This is a genomic window from Polycyclovorans algicola TG408 (assembly GCF_000711245.1).
GTDB classification, from domain to species: Bacteria; Pseudomonadota; Gammaproteobacteria; order Nevskiales; family Nevskiaceae; genus Polycyclovorans; species Polycyclovorans algicola.
Genome location: NZ_JOMH01000001.1, coordinates 2470372 through 2490023, shown reverse-complemented (window position 1 = coordinate 2490023; position 19652 = coordinate 2470372). Strand labels below are relative to the sequence as shown.

18 protein-coding genes and 1 pseudogene are annotated in these 19652 nt (G+C 60.2%); 4 read left to right on the top strand and 15 right to left on the bottom strand.

The window, feature by feature from the left end; translation table 11 throughout:
• Positions 1 to 19 precede the first annotated feature (19 nt).
• From U741_RS19260 to U741_RS0111865, 9 genes and pseudogenes are all read right to left on the bottom strand, one after another.
• The gene (locus U741_RS19260) at positions 20 to 454 is read right to left on the bottom strand and encodes a hypothetical protein (protein WP_152551593.1); all 435 of its coding nucleotides are present in this window, start codon (positions 452 to 454) and stop codon (positions 20 to 22) included.
• 402 nt (positions 455 to 856) lie between these two features.
• On the bottom strand, positions 857 to 3406 hold the full coding sequence (gene ybgF / locus U741_RS18480; protein ID WP_052378748.1) for a tol-pal system protein YbgF: 2550 nt from the start codon (positions 3404 to 3406) through the stop codon (positions 857 to 859).
• A complete protein-coding gene (locus U741_RS0111890; RefSeq protein ID WP_029890684.1) occupies positions 3403 to 4158 on the bottom strand; it encodes a PP2C family protein-serine/threonine phosphatase in 756 nt (251 codons plus the stop codon). The genes ybgF and U741_RS0111890 overlap by 4 nt, the downstream gene beginning before the upstream one ends.
• Positions 4155 to 6398, bottom strand: coding sequence for a caspase family protein (locus U741_RS18475; RefSeq protein ID WP_084154830.1), 2244 nt, complete (start codon positions 6396 to 6398; stop codon positions 4155 to 4157). Before U741_RS18475 ends, U741_RS0111890 begins: the two co-directional genes overlap by 4 nt.
• Before the next feature lie 270 nt (positions 6399 to 6668).
• A pseudogene (locus U741_RS17860) lies at positions 6669 to 6893 on the bottom strand (transposase); the annotation flags it as partial.
• A 47-nt stretch (positions 6894 to 6940) separates the two neighbouring features.
• Positions 6941 to 7813, bottom strand: coding sequence for a serine protease (locus U741_RS19000; protein WP_084154828.1), 873 nt, complete (start codon positions 7811 to 7813; stop codon positions 6941 to 6943).
• Positions 7814 to 7824: 11 nt separating this feature from the next.
• Positions 7825 to 8496 carry a hypothetical protein gene (locus U741_RS0111875; RefSeq protein ID WP_152551592.1) on the bottom strand — a complete coding sequence of 224 codons (672 nt, stop codon included), beginning with the start codon at positions 8494 to 8496 and terminating at the stop codon, positions 7825 to 7827.
• 1 nt (position 8497) lies between these two features.
• Positions 8498 to 8989 carry an OmpA family protein gene (locus U741_RS17855; RefSeq protein ID WP_052378746.1) on the bottom strand — a complete coding sequence of 164 codons (492 nt, stop codon included), beginning with the start codon at positions 8987 to 8989 and terminating at the stop codon, positions 8498 to 8500.
• Between the two features lie 33 nt (positions 8990 to 9022).
• Complete coding sequence (locus U741_RS0111865) at positions 9023 to 10219, bottom strand: DUF4384 domain-containing protein (protein WP_029890680.1); 1197 nt, start codon at positions 10217 to 10219, stop codon at positions 9023 to 9025.
• A 244-nt stretch (positions 10220 to 10463) separates the two neighbouring features.
• On the opposite strand from U741_RS0111865, the gene U741_RS0111860 reads away from it, so the two are divergent.
• From U741_RS0111860 to U741_RS0111850, 3 genes are all read left to right on the top strand, one after another.
• Complete coding sequence (locus U741_RS0111860) at positions 10464 to 10883, top strand: hypothetical protein (protein ID WP_152551591.1); 420 nt, start codon at positions 10464 to 10466, stop codon at positions 10881 to 10883.
• Between the two features lie 386 nt (positions 10884 to 11269).
• Complete coding sequence (locus U741_RS19255) at positions 11270 to 12115, top strand: hypothetical protein (RefSeq protein ID WP_161776202.1); 846 nt, start codon at positions 11270 to 11272, stop codon at positions 12113 to 12115.
• The gene (locus tag U741_RS0111850; protein WP_029890677.1) at positions 12115 to 12873 is read left to right on the top strand and encodes a hypothetical protein; all 759 of its coding nucleotides are present in this window, start codon (positions 12115 to 12117) and stop codon (positions 12871 to 12873) included. Before U741_RS19255 ends, U741_RS0111850 begins: the two co-directional genes overlap by 1 nt.
• A 272-nt stretch (positions 12874 to 13145) precedes the next feature.
• On the opposite strand, the gene U741_RS20010 is transcribed toward U741_RS0111850, so the two are convergent.
• Positions 13146 to 13364 (bottom strand): SUMF1/EgtB/PvdO family nonheme iron enzyme, encoded by a 219-nt coding sequence (locus tag U741_RS20010; protein WP_366504290.1) that lies wholly within the window; start codon positions 13362 to 13364, stop codon positions 13146 to 13148.
• Between the two features lie 100 nt (positions 13365 to 13464).
• Complete coding sequence (locus U741_RS0111845) at positions 13465 to 15177, bottom strand: SUMF1/EgtB/PvdO family nonheme iron enzyme (RefSeq protein ID WP_161776200.1); 1713 nt, start codon at positions 15175 to 15177, stop codon at positions 13465 to 13467.
• 168 nt (positions 15178 to 15345) lie between these two features.
• Here U741_RS0111845 and U741_RS0111840 point away from each other — a divergent pair, with 168 nt between their 5' ends.
• Positions 15346 to 15747 carry a hypothetical protein gene (locus tag U741_RS0111840; RefSeq protein WP_152551589.1) on the top strand — a complete coding sequence of 134 codons (402 nt, stop codon included), beginning with the start codon at positions 15346 to 15348 and terminating at the stop codon, positions 15745 to 15747.
• A 181-nt stretch (positions 15748 to 15928) separates the two neighbouring features.
• Here U741_RS0111840 and U741_RS17850 read toward each other — a convergent pair whose 3' ends face one another.
• The 4 genes from U741_RS17850 to U741_RS0111820 form a co-directional block, all read right to left on the bottom strand.
• The gene (locus tag U741_RS17850; protein ID WP_052378745.1) at positions 15929 to 16207 is read right to left on the bottom strand and encodes a DUF2384 domain-containing protein; all 279 of its coding nucleotides are present in this window, start codon (positions 16205 to 16207) and stop codon (positions 15929 to 15931) included.
• Positions 16208 to 16358: 151 nt separating this feature from the next.
• Positions 16359 to 17999 carry an AAA family ATPase gene (locus tag U741_RS18470; RefSeq protein WP_052378744.1) on the bottom strand — a complete coding sequence of 547 codons (1641 nt, stop codon included), beginning with the start codon at positions 17997 to 17999 and terminating at the stop codon, positions 16359 to 16361.
• On the bottom strand, positions 17992 to 18876 hold the full coding sequence (locus U741_RS0111825; RefSeq protein WP_029890673.1) for a metallophosphoesterase: 885 nt from the start codon (positions 18874 to 18876) through the stop codon (positions 17992 to 17994). Before U741_RS0111825 ends, U741_RS18470 begins: the two co-directional genes overlap by 8 nt.
• Positions 18873 to 19652, bottom strand: a complete 780-nt coding sequence (locus tag U741_RS0111820) for a metallophosphoesterase (protein WP_052378743.1) — start codon at positions 19650 to 19652, stop codon at positions 18873 to 18875. Before U741_RS0111820 ends, U741_RS0111825 begins: the two co-directional genes overlap by 4 nt.

Genomic DNA, 19652 nt, shown 5'->3' with positions numbered 1-19652 from the left:
TATTGGTGTTTTGACACACTCACTCTTCGGGCAAGGTGAGTTGATTTTGAGAAAATCTCCGACTGAAACTCCTCTCTTCAAAATTAATTATTGTGCAATTTATTGGTTGATGGCGGGCCAAGAGGTCAACATGCGTTTCTTCTGTTTCTAAACGCACCCGCAGATGACCTTCTTTGCGAATCTCACCTCTTAAATAAATTTCGCAGCTTTGGCCATTGAGCTTGATCGTCAAATGCGGGACCTTGCTTCGATAACTCATGATTATGCTTGTAATTTCCAAGTCGCATGAATCTCCGCCAATCTTGACTTTCACTTCATTTGCTGTGGAAATATCGTAGATTTCAACTGATAACATTTCCTTGTATTGTGTTACTCCTTGGCACAAAAAATCGGGAGCCGCTTGAGACCGCGCGGATATCAACAGCAGGGTGATCGAGATCACAAGCACTTTCATTGTCATAGCCCCTCTAAATGACGGCCTTTGAGCCGGATGGCGCTAGCGCTGAGGAATTCAAGGGCTGGACTGCATTGGCGTGAAACGCCAACGGAGCGCATCCACTCTGCTCTGAAACCACTAGAGAAATCATATCGTCCGCGTCCATCAGAATAAAGCTGCTTTGCATTGAATAAGCGCTCTGGGGACAGCAATGCTGACTACGGATTGAAGATGGCCTTCAAGGACAATGGGAATTGTATAATTGTGGAGCTGGCATTCGGGGTAATCCGCTTCCTATAGGCCAATTGGATCTGAAGGCCAACAGGGAAAAAGTTGGATCCGATCCCCAGGTTGCTCACCGAGAAAAGAGATCTGTCGTCCATTATCGACGTAGGCAGCCGATGCCTACGACATAGCGGCCTAGCGTCCTTCTAGCCGCTGCCTCGCAAGTCGTGCGGCGCTGGAGCTGGGATATCGATCAATTACCTCTCGAAGGGAGGCTTGGGACTCACGAGTTTGCTTCATTTCTTGCTGTGCTAACGCTAACTTGAATAAAGCATCCGGAGCACGCGGCGAGTCAGGATGACTATTGATCACTCGCTGGAAGGAGCCTGCCGCCGCCGCATAGTTGCTCTGAACATAGTAACTCTCCCCCGTCCAGTAAGCCGCTTGGTCCGCTAAGCGTCCGTTGGGGAAGCGCTGAAGCTGGATCTCAAAACCACGTATCGCGCCACCGTAGTCCCCAGTCTTGAGCAGCTCAAATGCGTTCAAGTAGCTGCGCTCTTCGTCAGCGGCTCGGTAACGCGGGCCGGATGATCGATCGGGATCGGCGGTTGGCTGCGCCGCAGGGGGTACTACGCTTGGCACCACTGGAACCACCGCAGGTTCCGGGCTCGCGAGTGTAGCCAACAGTTGTTGTGCTTCAGCGGCATGTCGGCCTTGTGGATAACGGCCCAGATATCCATGCAGCGAGTCGACATTTGAACGATCCACAACATTCCAATTTGCAAGGTCGGCTTCGGCCTGCTTCATCTTTGTCTTTGCCTGCTCAATAGCCTGCGAACCTGGCGTAAACCCCTCTGCCAGTGCGATATAGCTGGCGGCCTTGGGCAGGTCGTTGGCGGCGAGGTCGCGTTCGAACAGTTCCAGGTACTTCCCTGCGATGGCACGGGTCCCTTCACCGACCTTGGGATGATCCGGGTTGATGGCTTTGATCTGCTCCAGGGTCTCGGCGGCGTTGTCCCCCGCTGGCCGGGTCAGCTTGAAGCCGGCAACCTGGGTGTCCAGCCGCCGTGACAAGGCGGTGATCCGCTGTTCAGGGGTTTCGGCTGGCGTTGCCGCAGGGCGGTCCTGGCTGGGGGCTGCCGCTGTTGATGCGGGGGCAGGACGGGCGTCACTGCCCGCCGGGGGGCGTTGGGGTGCAGGCGCCGCTGCAAGCTGACTGGCAGGGGCCGACGGTGTGCTCTGGGCCTGTGCGGGATCAGCCCCGTCTGCCCGCTCTGCCCATCGTGTCGAAAGCGGGGGGCCTAGCAGTGCACCTGCGAGGCCCACCACGCCCAGTACCAGCCCGGCCATGACCCAGCGAGCCGATGAGCGCTTGTTTGTGGCTCTGGGCGCTGAGGGACGGGCACGAGGATGGATCGTGTGTGTCGGTGGGGGCGACACCGCACCGGCCGAAGGGGTGGGCGCACGGGTCGGCGCTGGCTGTGTGGGTGCACGTGCGGCAATGACGGCATCGACCTTTGCTGCATCCCAGCCCACGGCCTGTGCGGCTGCGAGCAGTGCGGGTCGTTGTGCCGATAGATCCGTCCCGCGTGCCGCCAGGCTGTCGACATGCTTGAGGAAGTTCCGCTTGGCTTCCAGGGGGGTACCCAGGCGTGAGGCCACCTGTTCCACCAGCGACTGCAAGGCCCCCTCACTGACACTGCCAATCGCTGCCAGCGCATTCAGCTCGTGCCAGGCGTCCTGCGGGATTTCTCCGTGCTCCCCCAGCAGGGCCTCAACCCGCGACTCCAGGGGCGAGACACTCGCCTTGTAGCTGGCTTCTCCACGACCAGCCTCCACCCAGGTGCCGGAGTGATCCTCAGCGCCCGCTGCCGGGACGCCAGAGGCGGCCGATAACGCCGCCTTGAACCGAACCCGTAGCACCGAGGCGTCCGCGGGGCGGCGCTCCTTGCTCTGATCAAGGCAGGACAGAATCAGCTCATTCAGGTCTTTGCCCAGGGCGGGGCTCAGTGCGATGGGGTCATCAAAGCGACCCACCGGCATCGCGCCGGTATAGACCCGATACGCCAATACGCCAAAGGCGTACACATCCGCTCGGGCATCCACATGCTTGGCGCTTTCGCGTTGCTCGGGGGCCATGTAATTGCGACTGCCCATCGCCATGCCCGAACTGGTCTGGCTGTGATCGGTGTCCGGCAGCTTGGCGATTCCGAAATCGCATAACTGAACCACGCCATCGGCGTTGAACAGGATGTTGGCGGGCTTGATGTCTCGATGAATCAAGCCGGCCTTGTGCACCGCCGACAGCGCGTCCAGCACCTGATCCAGAATGATGCTGGCCCGGTTGATCGGCAGCTTGCGGGGCCGCAGCTCCGCAGGCAAGTCGGCAATGACGGCCGGGTCCATCGCGTCCTTGCCGATCTCGTCCACGAGTGTCTGGCTCAGATACGGCATCACGTAATACGGCGTGCCGTCCACCGTTTCGGCAAAGTCGTAGACCTCCACGATGTGCGGATTGGCGCTCAGACGACGCAAGACCCGCGCTTCGGCAAGAAAGCGCTCGCGCAAGATCCGGCTGGCATCCCCCGATGCCGAGGTCGCCTGTTGCGCCGCATTGGCATCCCGAACCTGAAAGACCTTGACCGCCACCTGCTCCTGAAGCAACGGGTCATCACACAGGTACACCGCGCCAAAACCTCCCGCACCCAACTCGCGGAGTACAGCGTATTTGCCGATGCTTTTCATGCTTGTGGCGACCTGTTTTGCATGATCACGACCGTAATGTTGTCTTTGCCGCCGGCCTCAAGTGCGGCCTGCCTGAGGGCTTCAGCGGCAGTTTCGGGCTCTGGATGCTCTTGAAAAATGGCATTGATGGCTTCATCGCGAACCATCCCGGAAAGACCGTCCGAGCACAACAGCAAGATATCGTCCTCGGTCCACTGACCCCTGGTAACCGCAGGTTGTAGAGCAGCACGCATCGGTGCCACCCCGATGGCTTGGGAGAGCGTATGCCGGTCTGGATGGGTCGCGCGCTGCTCTGACGAGATGCGTCCTGCCTTGAACATTTCTTCGCTCAGTGTCTGATCAACCGATATCTGATTCAGTCCATTCGAGTTCCGGTGGTACAGGCGGCTATCTCCGACCTGATACAGCGTGTACTCAACCGAGTCAGCAATGACCAACGTCAGCGTACAGGCCATTCCCCGACAGTTTTCATCCTCTGCACTGCGCCGCACCACGTCGGTATGCAGCGTATGCACGGCCATCTGAATCAGGGCGTCCCTCAGGGGCTGCTGATCGATCATGTTGAGTTTGCGCAGCCGAATGAGTTCAGAGAAGTATTCTCTAGCAGCGGCAGAGGCAAACGCACCGTTGCCGCGCCCGCCGACACCGTCGGCCACCAGTGCCAACGTGCATTTTCCCACCACGCTCACGAGGAACGCATCTTCATTGCGCTCCCGATGGAGGCCGATATCTGAGACGGTCGCAGTCCTCATGACTCCGAACCTTCGGCAAAGGTGAGTTGTAACGCGCCAACTTTGATCTGAGCCCCTACGCGCATCGGAACCGCTCCATGCAGGGGCGCCTCGTCAACCCTGACCTCCTGACTCGCACCCTCAAACGGCGCGACTATCAGCGCTTCGTTATCAGCTTTCAGGAAAAACAGAGGCTCGGCACCTTTCATGCAGCCCAGGTCCCAGCGGCCGTCATGAATGCCAATGGCCGCTTGGCCGCGGAGGATCAACCAAAGCTGTTCCATGTCCTCGTCTAGGGTGGGCCAAGACTGACCCATATCGGAGGTATCCAACAGTTCGACCGCTCCATGCGGAAGGTTGAGCCATAACGCGCCCTTGTCATGCGGACTTTGGCGCAGCATCAGTTGGCAAATGCCCGAGCGGTTCTGTTCACGGTTGCCCCCGAGGGCCAGTGTGGCGGGCAGGGGCAGGGTACGTGTCTCGCCGGGTTGAAGAAGTTGTCGGTTCAACCAACAGCCGTTGGTGCTGTTCTGATCCTGCAGTTGAAAGCGGCCGCCTCGCCAGAGAATGCGCCCCTGCTTTCCTGCCCGGGAGATGCGTCGGTAGCCAAGGGCAATATCCGCCGGTGTGCCCTCGCTGCGTCTGCCTATTTCGACGCTGTCAAGTAATTGGATATTCAAGGTCTCTGGCCCGCCCATCACCACCGCTTTGCTGCGGATTGGTTCCAGCTGTTGCAGCGCGCTAGTGCGCAGCTTCTGCAGAACAGCATCGTACGGGGCCTCGCTCAGAATCCGCTGTGCCTTGAGCGCTTGATTGACGAATGAGAGAACGAGATACGGCTTTTGGTCCGACAGGGCACGTTCGGCCTCTGATAAACAGTGCGGCCACAGCCGGGCGCGGATGAGTGCACTGGCTTGTTGGCCCACTTCATCTGCAGCAGCACGAAGGGACGGATCAAGGCGCTTGGCATCTTCCAGTTCACAAAGGGCCTGTAGGGGCTCAGCAATCACCCGTGCCTTCGCGCCATTCAGTTTTGTTTGACCGGCTTTCCACTGCGGTAGGCTTTGCTGCATCTGTCGCGCCTGGGCATGCAGTGGGTTGAGCCGGAGCGCTTTCTGGATATTGTCCTCGACTTGATCCAAGCGGCCTGCCAGGTGGGCTTGTTTGGCGCTCACCAGATTGGCTTCGACAACGGACTGTTGTTCGCGCCATTGCGCCTTTAAGCGTCGCCAACCGGCGGGCAAGGGCAGCCCGAAATAGAAGAGTCGGTCAAGGTAAGCCAAGCCCTCTTCTGCATTCCCAGCGCGGGCTAGTTCCTCCAGCGCTTGAGCATGGTTTCGATGCATCTGACCGAAGGGGATCAACAGAAGGGCTAGCAGCATCGCTGCAAGGCCTCCAATGACCAGAGGTGAACTCCAAAGACCGCCTTCTAGGGACCCGCCCAGGTGGAGAGGGGTATTGGGGTCGAACTGCCAGCTCGCGACAGATGTTCCTCCGGTCTCATTTCCAGTAACAGGATTGAAGTAGAAGTCGACGTACGAAGCGTCCAAAAGGCTCGGACGCTGTGGCGAGGGTTTGTTGCTGGTCACATCGCTGACTGATCGGCCTACGCGCCTAAACACCTCTCTTGCCTCAAGGCCCGGCTGGCGAAGGTAGTGGGCCAGGGCGGAGGCGTAGGGGCTGTTCTTTCCATCACCATCGTAAGCCACCATTCCGGGAGCAGTTGCAAAAGCAAGCAACGAGCCTTGCGGCACGCTGTCGACTCGGGCCAGGCCTCTGACTTTGCCCCGGGTCCCTGTCTTCAGTGGATTGTTCCGACAGGCATCTAGCACCACGATGTGCAGGCCGTTACTGGCCTCACTCATTTTCTCGATGACCCAGGCGGCGTCGATGGCCTGCCGTTTCAAGTCCGCCGGGCTATTGATTCGATGGCCAATCGGCAAGAGGAAGTTCTGTTGCTCTTCCGTTTGCACCCCGTGGCCGGAGAAATAAAAGAAACCAACCGCATCGCTCCCCGCCGACGAAAGTTTTCGAGTGAAGGTTTCAAGCGCCCGCTCCATCGCACTCAAGTTCGCGTTTTGGACCTGCGTGACATCGAAACCAACCTGCTGCAGCGCAGCCCGAATCAATGCTGCGTCATGGGTTGGATTGTCGAGAGGCGCATCGGCGTATGCCCCGTTGCCGATCACCAGCGCGAGGCGCTCGGCCGCAAATGACGCAAGCGGCAAGAGTAAGCCCAACAACAACACCATTGATCGCATGGATTATTACCCTTGTCCCATTCGCTGCCGCACGCCCGTGCCGTCGGCGATCAGGCTCAACAATCCGAATACTGTACGAGTTACGGAAGCCACGCCTCGATGAGCAGTGCACAACTTGTGTCGGCATCGCCAGTGCTGGAATGGCCATCCCATAGGTGAAGCGTCGAACTGAATCCACGAGCTTCCGTTTGCGTTTCGATATTGAGCGTGGCGGGCAACTGCCTTGAGCAGAATCTCATTGGCCTGACGCAGTTCGCGAACCTCGCGCTACAGCGTCTTCAGGTGCGCCTTCTAGTCGGTGGTCGGCTCCTCCCGCTGCCCAACATCACGCTCGTGCTGCCGGACCCACACCCGCAGGGTCTCGGCCTTGCATCCCATCTTTCCAGCAATCGATTCCATCGTCGCCCACTGCGAGCTGTAGTCAGATTGATGCTCCAACACCAGCCGTACCGCTCGCTCCTTCTGCTCCGGGGAATACCGTATTCCTTTGTTCATCGCTCCATCCACTCAAGGTTTAGAGCCTCCGGGAATGATGGGGCGGTTCAATTTTTCCGAATGGCATCCTGAATCCACCCCGTAAATGATGAAACACGGGTATACACCCCTGGAATGTTGGCCAGAGCACAGCCTTTACCGTAGGCCACCACGCCGATGAGAACGCGCCCAACCACTGGCGCGTCCACGACCAACGGGCCACCGCTGTCACCCTGACAGCTATCGATTCCACCTTCGGCATAGCCAGCACAAATTGTTTTGCTAAGGTCGTTTCCGCGATACGCCCTGCTACAGTCATTCTCAGAAACGATTGGAACGGCTGCGGCCTGCAAAGTGGGGCTGCCCTCGCCCCCCTGCACCAACCGCCCCCATCCGCTCACCACGGAGCACAGGCCTGGCTTCAGATGATTACGGTCAAAGCTCGCCGTCGCCAGACCAATAACTTTGTCCTTGGATATCGGTTTCACCATTTTGGCCAGAGCGATGTCATAACCGTTATTGCCGCGGCCATTCCAGCTAGGGTGAACTACCACTTTAGAGAATTTCAACGCTTCGCCAGATTTACTCAAATCTGTTCTATTTACGACGGCATTTGCCCTCCCACCGGGAGTATATTGCGATCGGAAGTCGTAGCGCTCGCCGTTTGGGGCGTAGCCAGTAATGCAGTGAGCCGCAGTCAATAACCACTCAGGATGAATGACGGTTGCGCCGCAAAAGTGTTGACCATTGACCTGTATCGACACCTGCCACGGGTAGTCCTTGATTGATACGGATTCGCCACCAACGATTCTGGAGAGCGTCGTTTCAGGATTCAGATGATTTTTGCAAGTGCTGTTTGCATGTACGATCCCCGGCGTTATTGATAAAGCTGCAAAAAACAAGGCGATACTGGACCGCGCCAGTTTATTCGCTGAGTTCACGGTGGCACTCCCTAATTCTTACTGACGCTGAATACCGCAAAGGCCGACCAGTAGTCTCCAGTGGGCGCTCGAGTGCTTCGAGTGGCTCCTTTGCCAAGCACCAGGACGTCACCTTCATCAAACTGCGTGGCTTCTGACGTGGAGTAGTGGGCGTAAATTTGCTCGGTTGCACCCTTAGCATCGTATTGGGCGTTCACACTGAACCCACTACCAGGCTGGCCAATGCACAGAACTTCGTCGCTATTAACACGCACCGCCGGCGAACCTGCCGGGTAGATTTTCTTGAAATTTGAAAATTGTGGACCGCTTCCATCAGTGCTTCGATTCCATAGCGAGAGATATAGCGACTGACTTCCCTCTTCGGGGCCCAAGGCGCAGATCACGACTCTTTGGCCATGGCGAAGCTCGGTGAGCGCGGCTTCAACTGCGCCCTGTTCGCCGCCTGGGTCAGCAGTCACTTCAAGACTGCGACGTCGCTGTTGTCGCAACTTTTGCCTGGCCTCGGACGCGCGCGTCACACCACGCATCAGCTGGTCGTACTCCTCGCTGGACAAAATGGCCACTGCGGCATCGCGCTCGCTCCCCGCCGAGCGGGACAGGTCGATGGCATAGCTTTCAGAGGCGCTGGCAGTTCCAATAAATAGGCTGAACACGCTGCATGCTGCGATCACGATGCGCTGCATGTCACCCCCCCTGCCGAACGATTTCGACTCGGCGCTGGCGACCATCGGTGCTGACGACCTGCGGAATCAATCTTGTTTCACCAAACCCAATCGCAGCGAGTCGCGGGGCGGCCACTCCTTGTTCAATTAAGAAATTGCGAGCCGCATCTGCTCGGCGCTGTGACAGAACCAGGTTGGCCTGCTCACTGCCGACCGAATCGGTATGCCCTTCCACGACAAACGACAACCCGATGAGCTCCTGTGAATTCAGGGCCAGAGCGGTTGTTGCGAGGATGCTGCGGCCTTCTGCGCTAAGGTTTGCGGACCCGAATGCAAACGTTATGGGCAGTGCCACACTGATCTCTGCTCCTGCGGAACTGGGGGCCTGCTGCAGAACTTCGACAATCATGCCGCGCTGCACGTCGGCACCAAATTCGGTCCGGGATCGCTGGTCGTCAGCCGCTACTGCGCTAGAGAGCACCAGTGCTGCCGTGGCAATCAAAAATCTAATCATGATGAATCCTCTCAGAGGGCTGAAAACCGTGGTTCAGGGAAGCAGCGAGTAGGTCACCGCTTTGCGCCCCACCAAGCCATCACCCTTGTCATTGAGAATTTCCTCAAGGGTGAGCGTGGGTTTGGCCTCAATAATGGCCGTGCGACCGGTGACCGTTTCCCAGAAGCTCTTGTTCTGAGCACAGACTGCCAGCAGGGTCTGCGTGCCCGGCTCACCACTCAGGCGAATGGTGACGTCACCCTTGGCGCGCGGCAGAAACATCGCCTTACCCGCCTGCAATGTGATCGTCTCATCCAGTGCATTGGGATAGAGGATGCTGTAGCCACCTTTGTGATCCACATTGATAACCCGCAGGTCGCAGCGGCGCTCAGCGGTAACCGAGAAGCTCAGGGTGTCCCCCACCTTGTAAGCAGCTTCGCCCATTGCCACATTGATACCGAAGTCAGATTTGAACTGCGGCAGTGAATAGGCGGGAGCGATCGTGGCGGCGCTGGGCTGCGAGGCGACAACCGCAGCACTTTGCGGTCCTGAGACCTGCACCGTGCTGCCGCCGGGGCTGGTGATGGTGACCTGCGTCCCGCCCGTTGCGGTACTCGCTGGCGCCGACGCGGTCGCCGCAGGGGCAACGCTGTAGTGGAGGTTCGTGGTGGCCCATTTGGCCGTCGGCGCCTGCGTCACGATCACCGTCATGGTTCGCGCATAGTCACTTGCCGATCCCTGGAGTTGGGAGAAAGGTCCCGCCGCAGTGCCGGCCCGCCCGGCGTCGAACCGAACCTTGGTGTCGGTAGTGGCGACCGCCTTAAGTACGCTCAATCCGTAAGGCGCGCCCACGCGGATTCCCGGACAAATCGTATTTCCCTGCTGACCCACCCCCACTTCAACCGTCTGACCGGCTTGAATCAGGTTATTGGGTTGGCAGGCGTTCGGGAACAACACCGTCTTGACCCCGGTACTACCCACATCGAGCAACTCTACGCGTGCCGTTTGATTCACCTTCACGAAGACCCGCGCGCGCTCACCATCGGCATAAACGCCGCCGGGCCGGTCAGTCCAGAGGTCTACCGTCAAGTCTGAGGCGGGTACCGACAATGAGGTCACAGTCACCTGCTCCACGGTCATGGTGCGGTTGGGGTCCTCGGCCGCGACGGCACCACCCATCAGTAGCGTAGACACCACAAGCAACGACGCGTGACGCTTCAGCAGCGACCGTACGGGATTGGCTTCAAACATTGCGATTCTCCAGTCGTTAACCCGGCATTCCGGGCGATGCCCTCATTATCGGGATGGGGGTATGGGCGCTCATCAATCCCCCTAGCAAGAGCCTCGTAGACCGATCTGATTCAGGCCCGCAAGGCTCGTCTCTAGCCTACGACTGCAATGAATCGACGCGGCCAAGAAGACTTTGTAGCCATCCAAGCCGCAACCCATCCCGATATGGAGGGCGAGGCCACAACCAGGGTCTGCACAAAATGACATGAGCAGTTTCAGCCAAACATTAAAGACATTACTGGCCATCGCAGCCGCACGGATGGATGTTGAGAACTCGCGCCGTGGCAACAAGGCGGATGTTTTCGAGTTTCGCCTGCTGGCGGCCGCTGACCAGGCCGAGCCAGAGTTACCCGCATCGGGTTGGCTGGACTTGTCGCGGCTCTTACGCGTGACGCCCACGCTGCACGACAGAGAATTGCATTTGCAGGTCCAGGCCCAAGGATATGCAGCGCTCAGGCAGGTCTCCAAACGACATGCGCGCTTGGTGAGTGCCGATGGATTGCTTAACCTTGATTTCGGCTTCGATTCGCAAGGGGCAGGTCTGCTGGTGCTGGCCAACTCTGAAGCGGTGCGCCGGGCGCTAGGCGACTATCGAATCCTCCTCACCAAGGTTACGCCTGCATGAGGGCACTCCCGGCGCGCTCCGTCTTGATCCCCATGGTGGGGGGCGGCGGTGCCATTTGCAGAGTGGTGTGTGACGCACAAATGCCGCCACCCCATGCCGCACAATTGGACCGACGCGCTTCCGCCTTACTGGAAACGGGGCTATATGCGGCAGGACAACAGGCAATCGCTGCAACGCAGTCGCTGCACCTGCCACGCAGTGGATTACTGCCGCCACAACCCGCCGCGCTGAGCGTCCTTAATCCTGGAGATATCGGTGGTTTGGCGCCCGAGAACGCACGCAGTGCCGAGCTTGGCCTCGCATTGGCTCGACTGATGCACCTCTGCGGCAGTCCAATCTTAAGCGTCGCCGCTACTGGGATACTCGATGCCGGAAATGGGAGCGACGTGGACATCGGCCCGGTACACCATCTGGAAGAAAAGCTAAGGCTATTTGCCCAGCACTTCAGTCGGTCCGGGGCCACGGTGCCGCCGCCTCATCTATTCATCCCCAAACAGGATCCGGATGGCACGGCAACGTTAACGCGGCACGCACTTGCAGTTGCCGAATTGGAATCAAAAGGCTTAAAGGTTCACGCCGTCTCCAGCCTGCGGGAGGCGACACAACGACTTGGCTTCAACAGGCTTGCACGCGACCCAAGAGAAAACAGGCTCCGGCTTGGCCTACTGTCGATATCGGCAGCTGCACTGCTCTTCGTGTTGACGGCTGCCTGGCTGAAGCGCCCTATTTCATTGTCATTTGCCACCATTGCAACAACGCAGGGACAGATTGTGACAACTCCCGCCAGAGCGCTCACCAGTGCAGGCGGAGCGTTGGAACTGCTACCGCCGTGTACCCGCGCCTCAGCGGGCCCTGCTCACCTCGTGGGTGAACGGTTGGCGATTAAGATTGATTCTGTGGCGGAGAGTTGGCCAGCCGTCTATGGCGTCGTGGCGAGCGTGTCGCCCAATGGCGGCGCTCAGATTCAATCTCTGCCCCGCCCCCAACTCAACGATGCACAGGCCACCACGTTCTCCGTTGATTTGCTGCCCCCTGCGGAAGACAACTTGTTGGTCGTGTTAGCCCAGCGGCTGCGGCCGTGGGATGCGACTGCGCTGCAGGCTGAACTGCAGGCCGTTCTGATGCCTCTACAGGCCACCGAAAGACTCAGTGCGGCGCGAAACTGGCTGAGTCGGCAAGGCAGCGGCCACCTCGAGTATTTGTTCCGCACCCTACCCGACGGGGCCTGTTGATGAAATTTTTCCTGCAGCCACTCGCGGCGCTCACATTGGCATTGGCAACGTCGGCGACTTTCGGGGTGGACCACCCTTACGTGCTCACCTATGCCAATCAGATGCTTCAGCCGGAGCCGGGTACTCAAACACAGCGCACGCTAACCCGACTGAAAAGTCTGATCCGCCAGTCGAGCGAGCAGACGCATTGGCGGTTCGTGTTTGTGGGCCATGTTCCAGACCATTGCCCCGGCCAACGCTGTGCCGAAGCCGTGCAGCTGCGCCAGCGGGTGGAGCACATCGCCGGGCAGCTCATTGACCCGCGTGAGCCAGATGGCAGGCTGAGCTGGCGGGGCCAGAGCGGCATGCCGCTGGAACTGCTGCATACGTACATTGAGGTCGTGAATTCGGACGCCACGGCCTGCGCCAACCCGGTGTGGATCGACGACCCGCTGATGCCCCCCACCTGGCAGGGGCGCGGTAGCCGTCGACACCTGTTGAACTGGAACGCAACAGCACCTGCCAGTCCTTCCGCCCTGCTGGTCGTGGGCGAACTTGATGGCGCGCAGGCACTGATGAAAACGGCCACCGGGGAAACCAAAGCCCTTGCCGCCAACCAACCCAGCCTGCTCATGATTCGAGACCTGCCAGCCATCGTAGAAGTGGAGGCCCCAACCGAAACGCGTGCACTGGGCCACCTGCTGCACGATTGGGATGGCGAGGCCGCCGAAGCAGGGCCGGCTACCTGCTCGATTCGCATCGAGGCGTGGAACCCCTGACGGCAGTCTGTGGCAACCGCGTCGCTGACAAGGACGTTTAACAGTGGCAGCCCAACCCGCCCGCCGGAAAAACCGGCGTCAATGACGCAATTGCAAAAAGAACAAAAATCACCGCGCGACGTTCGGTTGCCCTACCGGCCGCGCGGCGCTGCATCCCTGCCCTGCTGTTCGGCCCAGCCTCCCTGCTGAACCTGGACATCGCACCCATGGACACCCGTTTTCATCACGCTGCCGGCGCCCCTTGAGCGACGGCATTCTGGAAGCACGCCGCACTACCTGCCGGCGCGGACAACGGGCGGACTGGCCACGCGCAAACCGAGGTTGTTGTTGCGGTTGCCCGCATCGTTGTGGTTGCGGTTGGCGGAACGCAGCCTTGCGGCGTTGTTGTTCCACGAGCCGCCACGGATTGCCCGGTCGGCGGCGGGGCGCGAGCCCGCTGTCCTTATCCGCGGGTCGGCGGAAAAGGTCAAGGCAAAAATGGATGCAAGCACGGGCTACGCCCCCTGCACCCCCAAAACTAAACCGCCACAGCACGCGCCTACAGGCGCGCGGCCCTTGCTCCGCAAGGACCAGAGCCAAAGGGTAAAAGGGTCAAAAAGCGGTCCTGGCCACGCGCAAACCGAGGAGGTGGGAGCGGCTGCCCGCACCGAGGCGGAAACGGTAGGCGGAACGCAGCACTGCGGCGACGTCGTACCACGAGCCGCCACGGAGCGCCCGGTCGGCGCAGTTGCCCGAGGTCCACGCGCTGGCATCGGTCGGCGCGCCTCCGTAGCTATTGTTCCAGCAGTCCTCCAACCATTCCCCGACGTTGCCGTGCACATCGTGCAGGCCCCAGGGGTTCGCGGCGTAGCTGCCCACGGGTTGGGCATTTCGGTGGCCGCTGTCATCGTAGTCGGTCTTGCTGGTATCAATCTGATTGCCCCAACTGTATTCAGTGCTGGTCCCTGCTCTTGCTGTGTACTCCCATTCCGCTTCACTCAACAGTCGATAGCGCTGCCCCGTCTTACGGCTGAGCCAGCGTACGTACTCCTGCGCGTCGTTCCAACTCACATGGATCACCGGGCGCTTGCCCCGGCCCCAGTCACCATCACTTTGGGGGTAACTACAGCCGCCTACCGCAACGCAAGCATCCCATTCGTCAAAGGTGACCTCAAACTTGCCCACGCTGAAGGCCGGGACGTTGACCGTGCGCACGGGCTTTTCATCCGGCTCACCCTCGCCGCTGAGGTCCCCCATCCGAAAGCTGCCCGCCGGAATGTGGATCATCTCCGGGCACTCCGGGCAGTCGCGGAAGGTGGAGAACGGCGCACCGCCGCTTGACGACGACGCGGCAGGCACCGCCGTGGGTGGTGGTCGGGAGGCAGGCGGTTGTGTCTGCGGTGCTGCGGTTGGGCGAGGTCTCGTCAATGCGGCAATCTGCATGTCGGCCTGCGCGGCAAAGCGGCCCTGCGGATTGTTCTGTCGATAATCCCGATAGGACTCCGCTGTGCCGATGGCCTGCGCACTCTGCCAATGGGCCAGATCCAGCGCCGACAGGTCAACGCCGGGTGCCGACGTGGGGGTCATGACGGCACCCGGCTGACCCGCCAGATACAGCTCACCGAACAACGACTCGTTGACCCAGGGAATCTGCCGGTTGCCGGTGAGTCGCGCCACTTCGGCCCGCACGCGGCCCATGGCAAGGCGAATTTCCAGCCCCGCCTGCGGCAGCACGCCCACCAGGGCAGTGGTGAAGGGGCTGTTGTTTCCCTGCCCGTCCGCGGCAATGTTGTCCGGGTCCGTCGCAAACGCAATCAGGGTGCCACCGGCATTGCTTTGCACCCGCGCCAGCCCCCGTCCGATGTCACGCGTGGCGACGGTGCGCTTCATGCGATTGGAGAACGGGTTGTCGCGGCAGGCATCCATCAAGATGACCCGCGTCTGGGCACCGCTGACGGCGTTGAGCAGGTCGTCGAGCTTGTAGGCTTCTTCAGACAGGGACAGGTCGTCCTGCAGGGCGGCGTCCACCGGGATGAGGTAGTTGGTGCCGTCCACCTGGATGCCATGGCCGGCGTAAAACACCAGCGCCACCTCGGCGCCGCCCGTGGCACGCCCAAACTCGATGACCTTTCGCCCCAGGTCCCTGCGTGAGGCATTTTTGACGGTCGTGACCGAGAAGCCCAGATCCGTGAGCACACGCGTCATCGCATCGGCGTCGCGCCCAGGATTTGGCAGTTGCGGGACGTGCTGGTACTGACCATTGCCAATCACCAGCGCCACGCGCTGCGCAGCCAAGGTCGGCATGGCCCAGAGGAGTGTAATCACCAGGCCCACTATTGTCTGCCCAATTTGCCGACCGTTCATGTACCCCTCTTCACAACGATGCATTTTGTTAAGTATCGGGATGGCCCCCGTACGTGATGTGGTGGCGGCCCATCCCGATAAATGGACACAACACAGGCAGTCACCTCAAGAGTCCCATTGGCACGCACCATGGATGAATTTTCCAGAACACCACGCGTCATGATGAACACGGCCCTCGCGACGGAAGACGCGCGAGATGCCCAGAGCCCTGTTGCCCTGCGGCTGCACGTGCGATTGCTAGCCGCAGCGGGTCAGGCGGAACCCTGCCTGCCGCACGAGGGTTGGGTGGATCAATCCCGTCTGATCAAGCTCACGCCATCATTTGCACAAGGGGAACTGCACATTGCGATTCAGGCGCAAGGTTATGAAGCCTTACAGCGACTGGCGGGCCGCGAAGCACGATTGATCAGTGCCAACGGCCTACTCGACGAAGCATTAGGCTTTGATTTGGCAGGGTCGGCACTGCTGGTGTTGCGCGACGACGTTTACGTGCAACATGCATTGACCAACTTTCAGATCGTCATCGCCTAGACCGCCTGAGCGTTTCACAGCCCGGCACAGCGGGTTTTACCTCGGCAACACGGATATCTTGGAAGGAGAAGTGGACTTACTGCAGAACGGTGCGAATTCCGTTGATTCGATGGGTGCCCTGTTCGAGGGGCGCGGCATGAATCAGATCTGATGCAGTAGTCGATTTCATCAAGCAGCCCCATCACGCGCCTCTCGCTTCGTCCAGATAGCCACAGACAACCACCATTCCCGGCAGGCCCTGCTCGATCATGATCTCGACGGGCGACCGGTTATCGAACGCCCGATTTCGGACTGTGGGCCATTGATATGCCAGTTCGCGGTTGTGTGGAAGCATCAATCGCAAGCTCTCGTGAATGGCGAACAGGTGATCGACGCGTGCCAACAGGTTCTGGTCGTCGGGAGGCGCGGCGCCTTCGCGAAACCCGACGACAGCATCACTGTCAGGCGAGAAGCCGAGCATCGCTGACTGCCTGGCGACATCAAGCCACCAGTGATAGAAAAAGGCGGCAGACCATCTTCGCCAGTTGCTTGCGCTGTTCCTCGTTCAGATACGAAGGCAAGCGTTTGAGCATCCCGAGATCGTCGTTAGATTGCAGTCCCCCTCCCCCTCATCAATGCACCCGTCTGTCTGACGCGTCGTGCGAGCCGCCTACTCCTGATGGCAAATCCTTCAGCAGCAGATCCCGCCGCCCCCGCAGCTTCGCTGTCCGCCTCACGGCATTGGCATAGCCCGCCTGCAGATGTCTGCGCAGTTCCCTCGGTGCCACCGCTTCCAAATGCAACAGCACCTGGGTATCAATCGGGCTGAACACCTTGCTGAGCTCGGGCTGTTCTTTGCGTAGCTGGGCATCGACCGACGCCACGACCGCCGGCATCTCAAATGCTGTGGGTGCCGGTACGGCGATGACGTGGAGCCGGCTGATCAGCTCAGGTCGAATCCGCTTCAACTCATTGGCGGTGAAGATGAAGCCCGCAGGGCGGACGTCCATCTCGATCTCGAGGCACTCGTCACGGAATCGTTGCGCGGTATAGGGCTCCAGAAGTCCGAGTAGTGCGGGGCCCACAGGAAAGCCACGATCACTCGACGCCTTGTCGAGTTCATCAAAGACGAACCACGGAATGCGATCCTTCGGACAGCGCGACAGGTGTTCGGCGATCACACCCGGCCGGCCGTTGGACCACTGGGCGCTTCCACCGGTAATCAGCCAGGACGCCGACATCTCGGCCAGCGATCGCACACAGGCCTCGGCCCCCAGCTCCTGGGCCAGTTCGATACAAAACATCGTCTTGCCAATGCCTGGCGGGCCAAGCAGCAACATCGGTGGCAGACGCAGCGGTACCCGCATCAAGGCACACAGACGCACCTGGTCCGACACCCAGCGGCAAACCGGGGCGAAGTTGGGGAAGCGCTGCACCAACCTGTCGACGGCATCAGCCTGTTGCCGCCGTGCCAGCGGTAACTGCCGCTCATAGCCCAGCGAGAGGCTTTCGAGGGCATAGGTGATCGCGGGATTCGAGTCCTTCATCTCTGCCTGTGCCTTCAGCCGCTCGAGTACTTGCCCCTCATCCGTCAGCTTCCACGTGCATCCATGCTGAGATTTCGGCTTCCTGGGTCGCTGGCCGGGTGGCATCGAACGAACAATGGACGCAGGGTTGACCTTGAGCTCGGACTCCGGAGGTTTGGTATCGCGCTCTGGAGGCGCGCCCGGCGAACGCACCACGTATCTGGCCGCCATTTCCGGATAGGCCTCTCGCCATTCCGGGGGCAGCTCAGAGATCCGAAGGAATAACTCACGGAGGTCCTTGCTTGGCGCGTCCAGCCGATAGAGCTCTCCCATCAACACCCAGATGGCCACGTTGGCCGACATCTTCAGTGCGCCGGGGAAGCGATTGATCTGTAGCGGCGGGTCCCCGAACTGCGCAATGCACTTGGGCAATAACCGACACACAAAGGTGTCCAGAACCATCACGCCCCGCAGGGCGGTGAAGTTTCCGTCCTTCAGGGTCATTTCCTTCAGCTCGATGCTGACGCCTGATGCATGGAGGTATTCGAGCAGCACAGGGCCCAGATCAGATGCCAGCACCTCACTGTTGGCGACACGCGGCGCGAGGTAGCCCCGAGAGATTTGCGGGACGCGGCAGAGCGCATGCAGGCGAAAGGCCAGCAACCGTGTGATCCCCGCCGGGCGCGCCTCGCAGCCGGGCACCGGCCCAAATGTGTCGAGAAGGGCGATCAATTCCTCGTCATTCATGAGGCGGCCTCCCCTTGCGAGCCTTCTTCGGCAGGCTCACATTGACGGGTGCCGGCAGTGGCGTCGGGCCCCACTGCTGATCCTCCTCATGCCCGACCTGCCAGTACACCCCGGCCACCGGATCCACTGCGGTCAAGCGGCCATTCGGGGTTTGCCAAGCGCCGGTATCGATGAACAGGTGGGAGCCGAAGCGCAGGGGTTCCCGCGTCGGCATGATCGTGTGGCCGCAGATCACGAGGTCCACACCGCGCACGGGCTTGAGGATCTTTTCGATCTCGATGCGGGACGTGCTCTTGAGGGCTCGAGAGCAGTAGTAGCGCTGTCGGCCCCACAGCAGGCTTGAGATGAGAGCGCCACTCCGGTCATCGAGTGCATCGCCCGTGGAATACTCGGAACGCTGTAGCTGCTTCCAGGTTGTTCCTGGACGCACCTCACCGTGCACCACGCCGATCTTGATTCCGCCATGAAGGTGAAGCCGGGCCGTCAAGGGAAAGCCGCTGACCAATCGCCGCAGCAGGTTGAGCTCGAGTTCCTCCAGCCCAATAGACCAGGTGCCGCCGTTGCGCATCCAGGTCAAGTCCGCGTTACTCAGGAACTCCGCGTCCAGCATCATGGCGTCGTGGTTGCCGAGCAGGCTGAAGCGCCGTTTCCCGCCGGTAACCCAGCGCAGCACCTCGGCTGATGCGGGGCCGCGATCAACCAGATCGCCCACCGCAATGAGCCAGTCGACACTGGCGTCATAACCGGCGAGGTCCATCAAGCGCATGAGCATGTCCATCTGCCCGTGCACATCGCCGACAATCAGAAAGCGTCCGCGGCTCTCCGGATCTCGATCAGAATCCTGGTGCAGTTCGATATGAAAGTCCCTGTAGATCACGGCGCCTCTCCCTTGTCGAAGGTGAAGAGACCGTCCTTCCGGAAGCCATGCACACCCTCTTTCGGATAGCCCAACTGGTTGCTGACGATGCGCACGCCGTTCTGCATCAGATCGACGTTGTAGTGGGTGTGCCCATGCACCCACATGCGCACTGGCGGGCGAATCAGGTGATCGGCGTTGGAGTGGAAGCAGGTACTACCGATCTGTCCCTTGTAGTAGGGATCTTCAGTAGCAGCAGTCGGGCCATGATGGGTGACGACCAGCAGCGGTAACCTGTCCTTCTCGGCCTGGGTGATCTGTTCGTCCAGCCACTGAGCACTATCGGCATATTCCCCTGCTGCATCCGACGGGTGGAAGCGCTCCTGTCCCCAAAGGCGGATGTAGCTATGGTCAGCAAGATTCTGCTGGGCCCATTGCTGGGCTTCGGGCACACGGTCCGCGCCCAGCAGGGCGTAGTCGGTCCACAGGGTGCAGCCGAGCACGCGGATGCCGCCGACGTCGAGGGCACCGCACTCGAGGATATGGACGTTGGTGCCCTGAGCCATCTTCATGCAGCCCGCAAGTAGCGAGTCGATGTCGTGGCGGTAGAACTCATGATTCCCCATCACATAGACAACGGGCACGTGAGGGAAGGATTCAATGGCCCACTTCACACCGGCCGTGCCAACCGCGATGTCACCGGCCAGCACCACGAGTTCTTCCTTGCCGCGCTTGGTGGCGGGCCAGAAGGGGCGTCCGAACTCGAGGTGCAGGTCAGAGTAGATGCGGATTTTCAT

Bases quoted from the DNA above. Each gene is read 5' to 3' on its own strand.
- U741_RS18470 (WP_052378744.1), bottom strand. From the start codon at position 17,999: ATGAATGACGAGGAATTGATCGCCCTTCTCGACACATTTGGGCCGGTG.
- U741_RS0111865 (WP_029890680.1), bottom strand. From the start codon at position 10,219: ATGTTTGAAGCCAATCCCGTACGGTCGCTGCTGAAGCGTCACGCGTCG.
- U741_RS17855 (WP_052378746.1), bottom strand. From the start codon at position 8,989: ATGATTAGATTTTTGATTGCCACGGCAGCACTGGTGCTCTCTAGCGCA.
- U741_RS0111860 (WP_152551591.1), top strand. From the start codon at position 10,464: ATGAGCAGTTTCAGCCAAACATTAAAGACATTACTGGCCATCGCAGCC.
- U741_RS19260 (WP_152551593.1), bottom strand. From the start codon at position 454: ATGAAAGTGCTTGTGATCTCGATCACCCTGCTGTTGATATCCGCGCGG.
- U741_RS17850 (WP_052378745.1), bottom strand. From the start codon at position 16,207: ATGCTCGGCTTCTCGCCTGACAGTGATGCTGTCGTCGGGTTTCGCGAA.
- U741_RS0111850 (WP_029890677.1), top strand. From the start codon at position 12,115: ATGAAATTTTTCCTGCAGCCACTCGCGGCGCTCACATTGGCATTGGCA.
- U741_RS18475 (WP_084154830.1), bottom strand. From the start codon at position 6,398: ATGCGATCAATGGTGTTGTTGTTGGGCTTACTCTTGCCGCTTGCGTCA.
- U741_RS0111820 (WP_052378743.1), bottom strand. From the start codon at position 19,652: ATGAAAATCCGCATCTACTCTGACCTGCACCTCGAGTTCGGACGCCCC.
- U741_RS0111840 (WP_152551589.1), top strand. From the start codon at position 15,346: ATGGATGAATTTTCCAGAACACCACGCGTCATGATGAACACGGCCCTC.
- U741_RS0111875 (WP_152551592.1), bottom strand. From the start codon at position 8,496: ATGCAGCGCATCGTGATCGCAGCATGCAGCGTGTTCAGCCTATTTATT.
- ybgF (WP_052378748.1), bottom strand. From the start codon at position 3,406: ATGAAAAGCATCGGCAAATACGCTGTACTCCGCGAGTTGGGTGCGGGA.
- U741_RS0111890 (WP_029890684.1), bottom strand. From the start codon at position 4,158: ATGAGGACTGCGACCGTCTCAGATATCGGCCTCCATCGGGAGCGCAAT.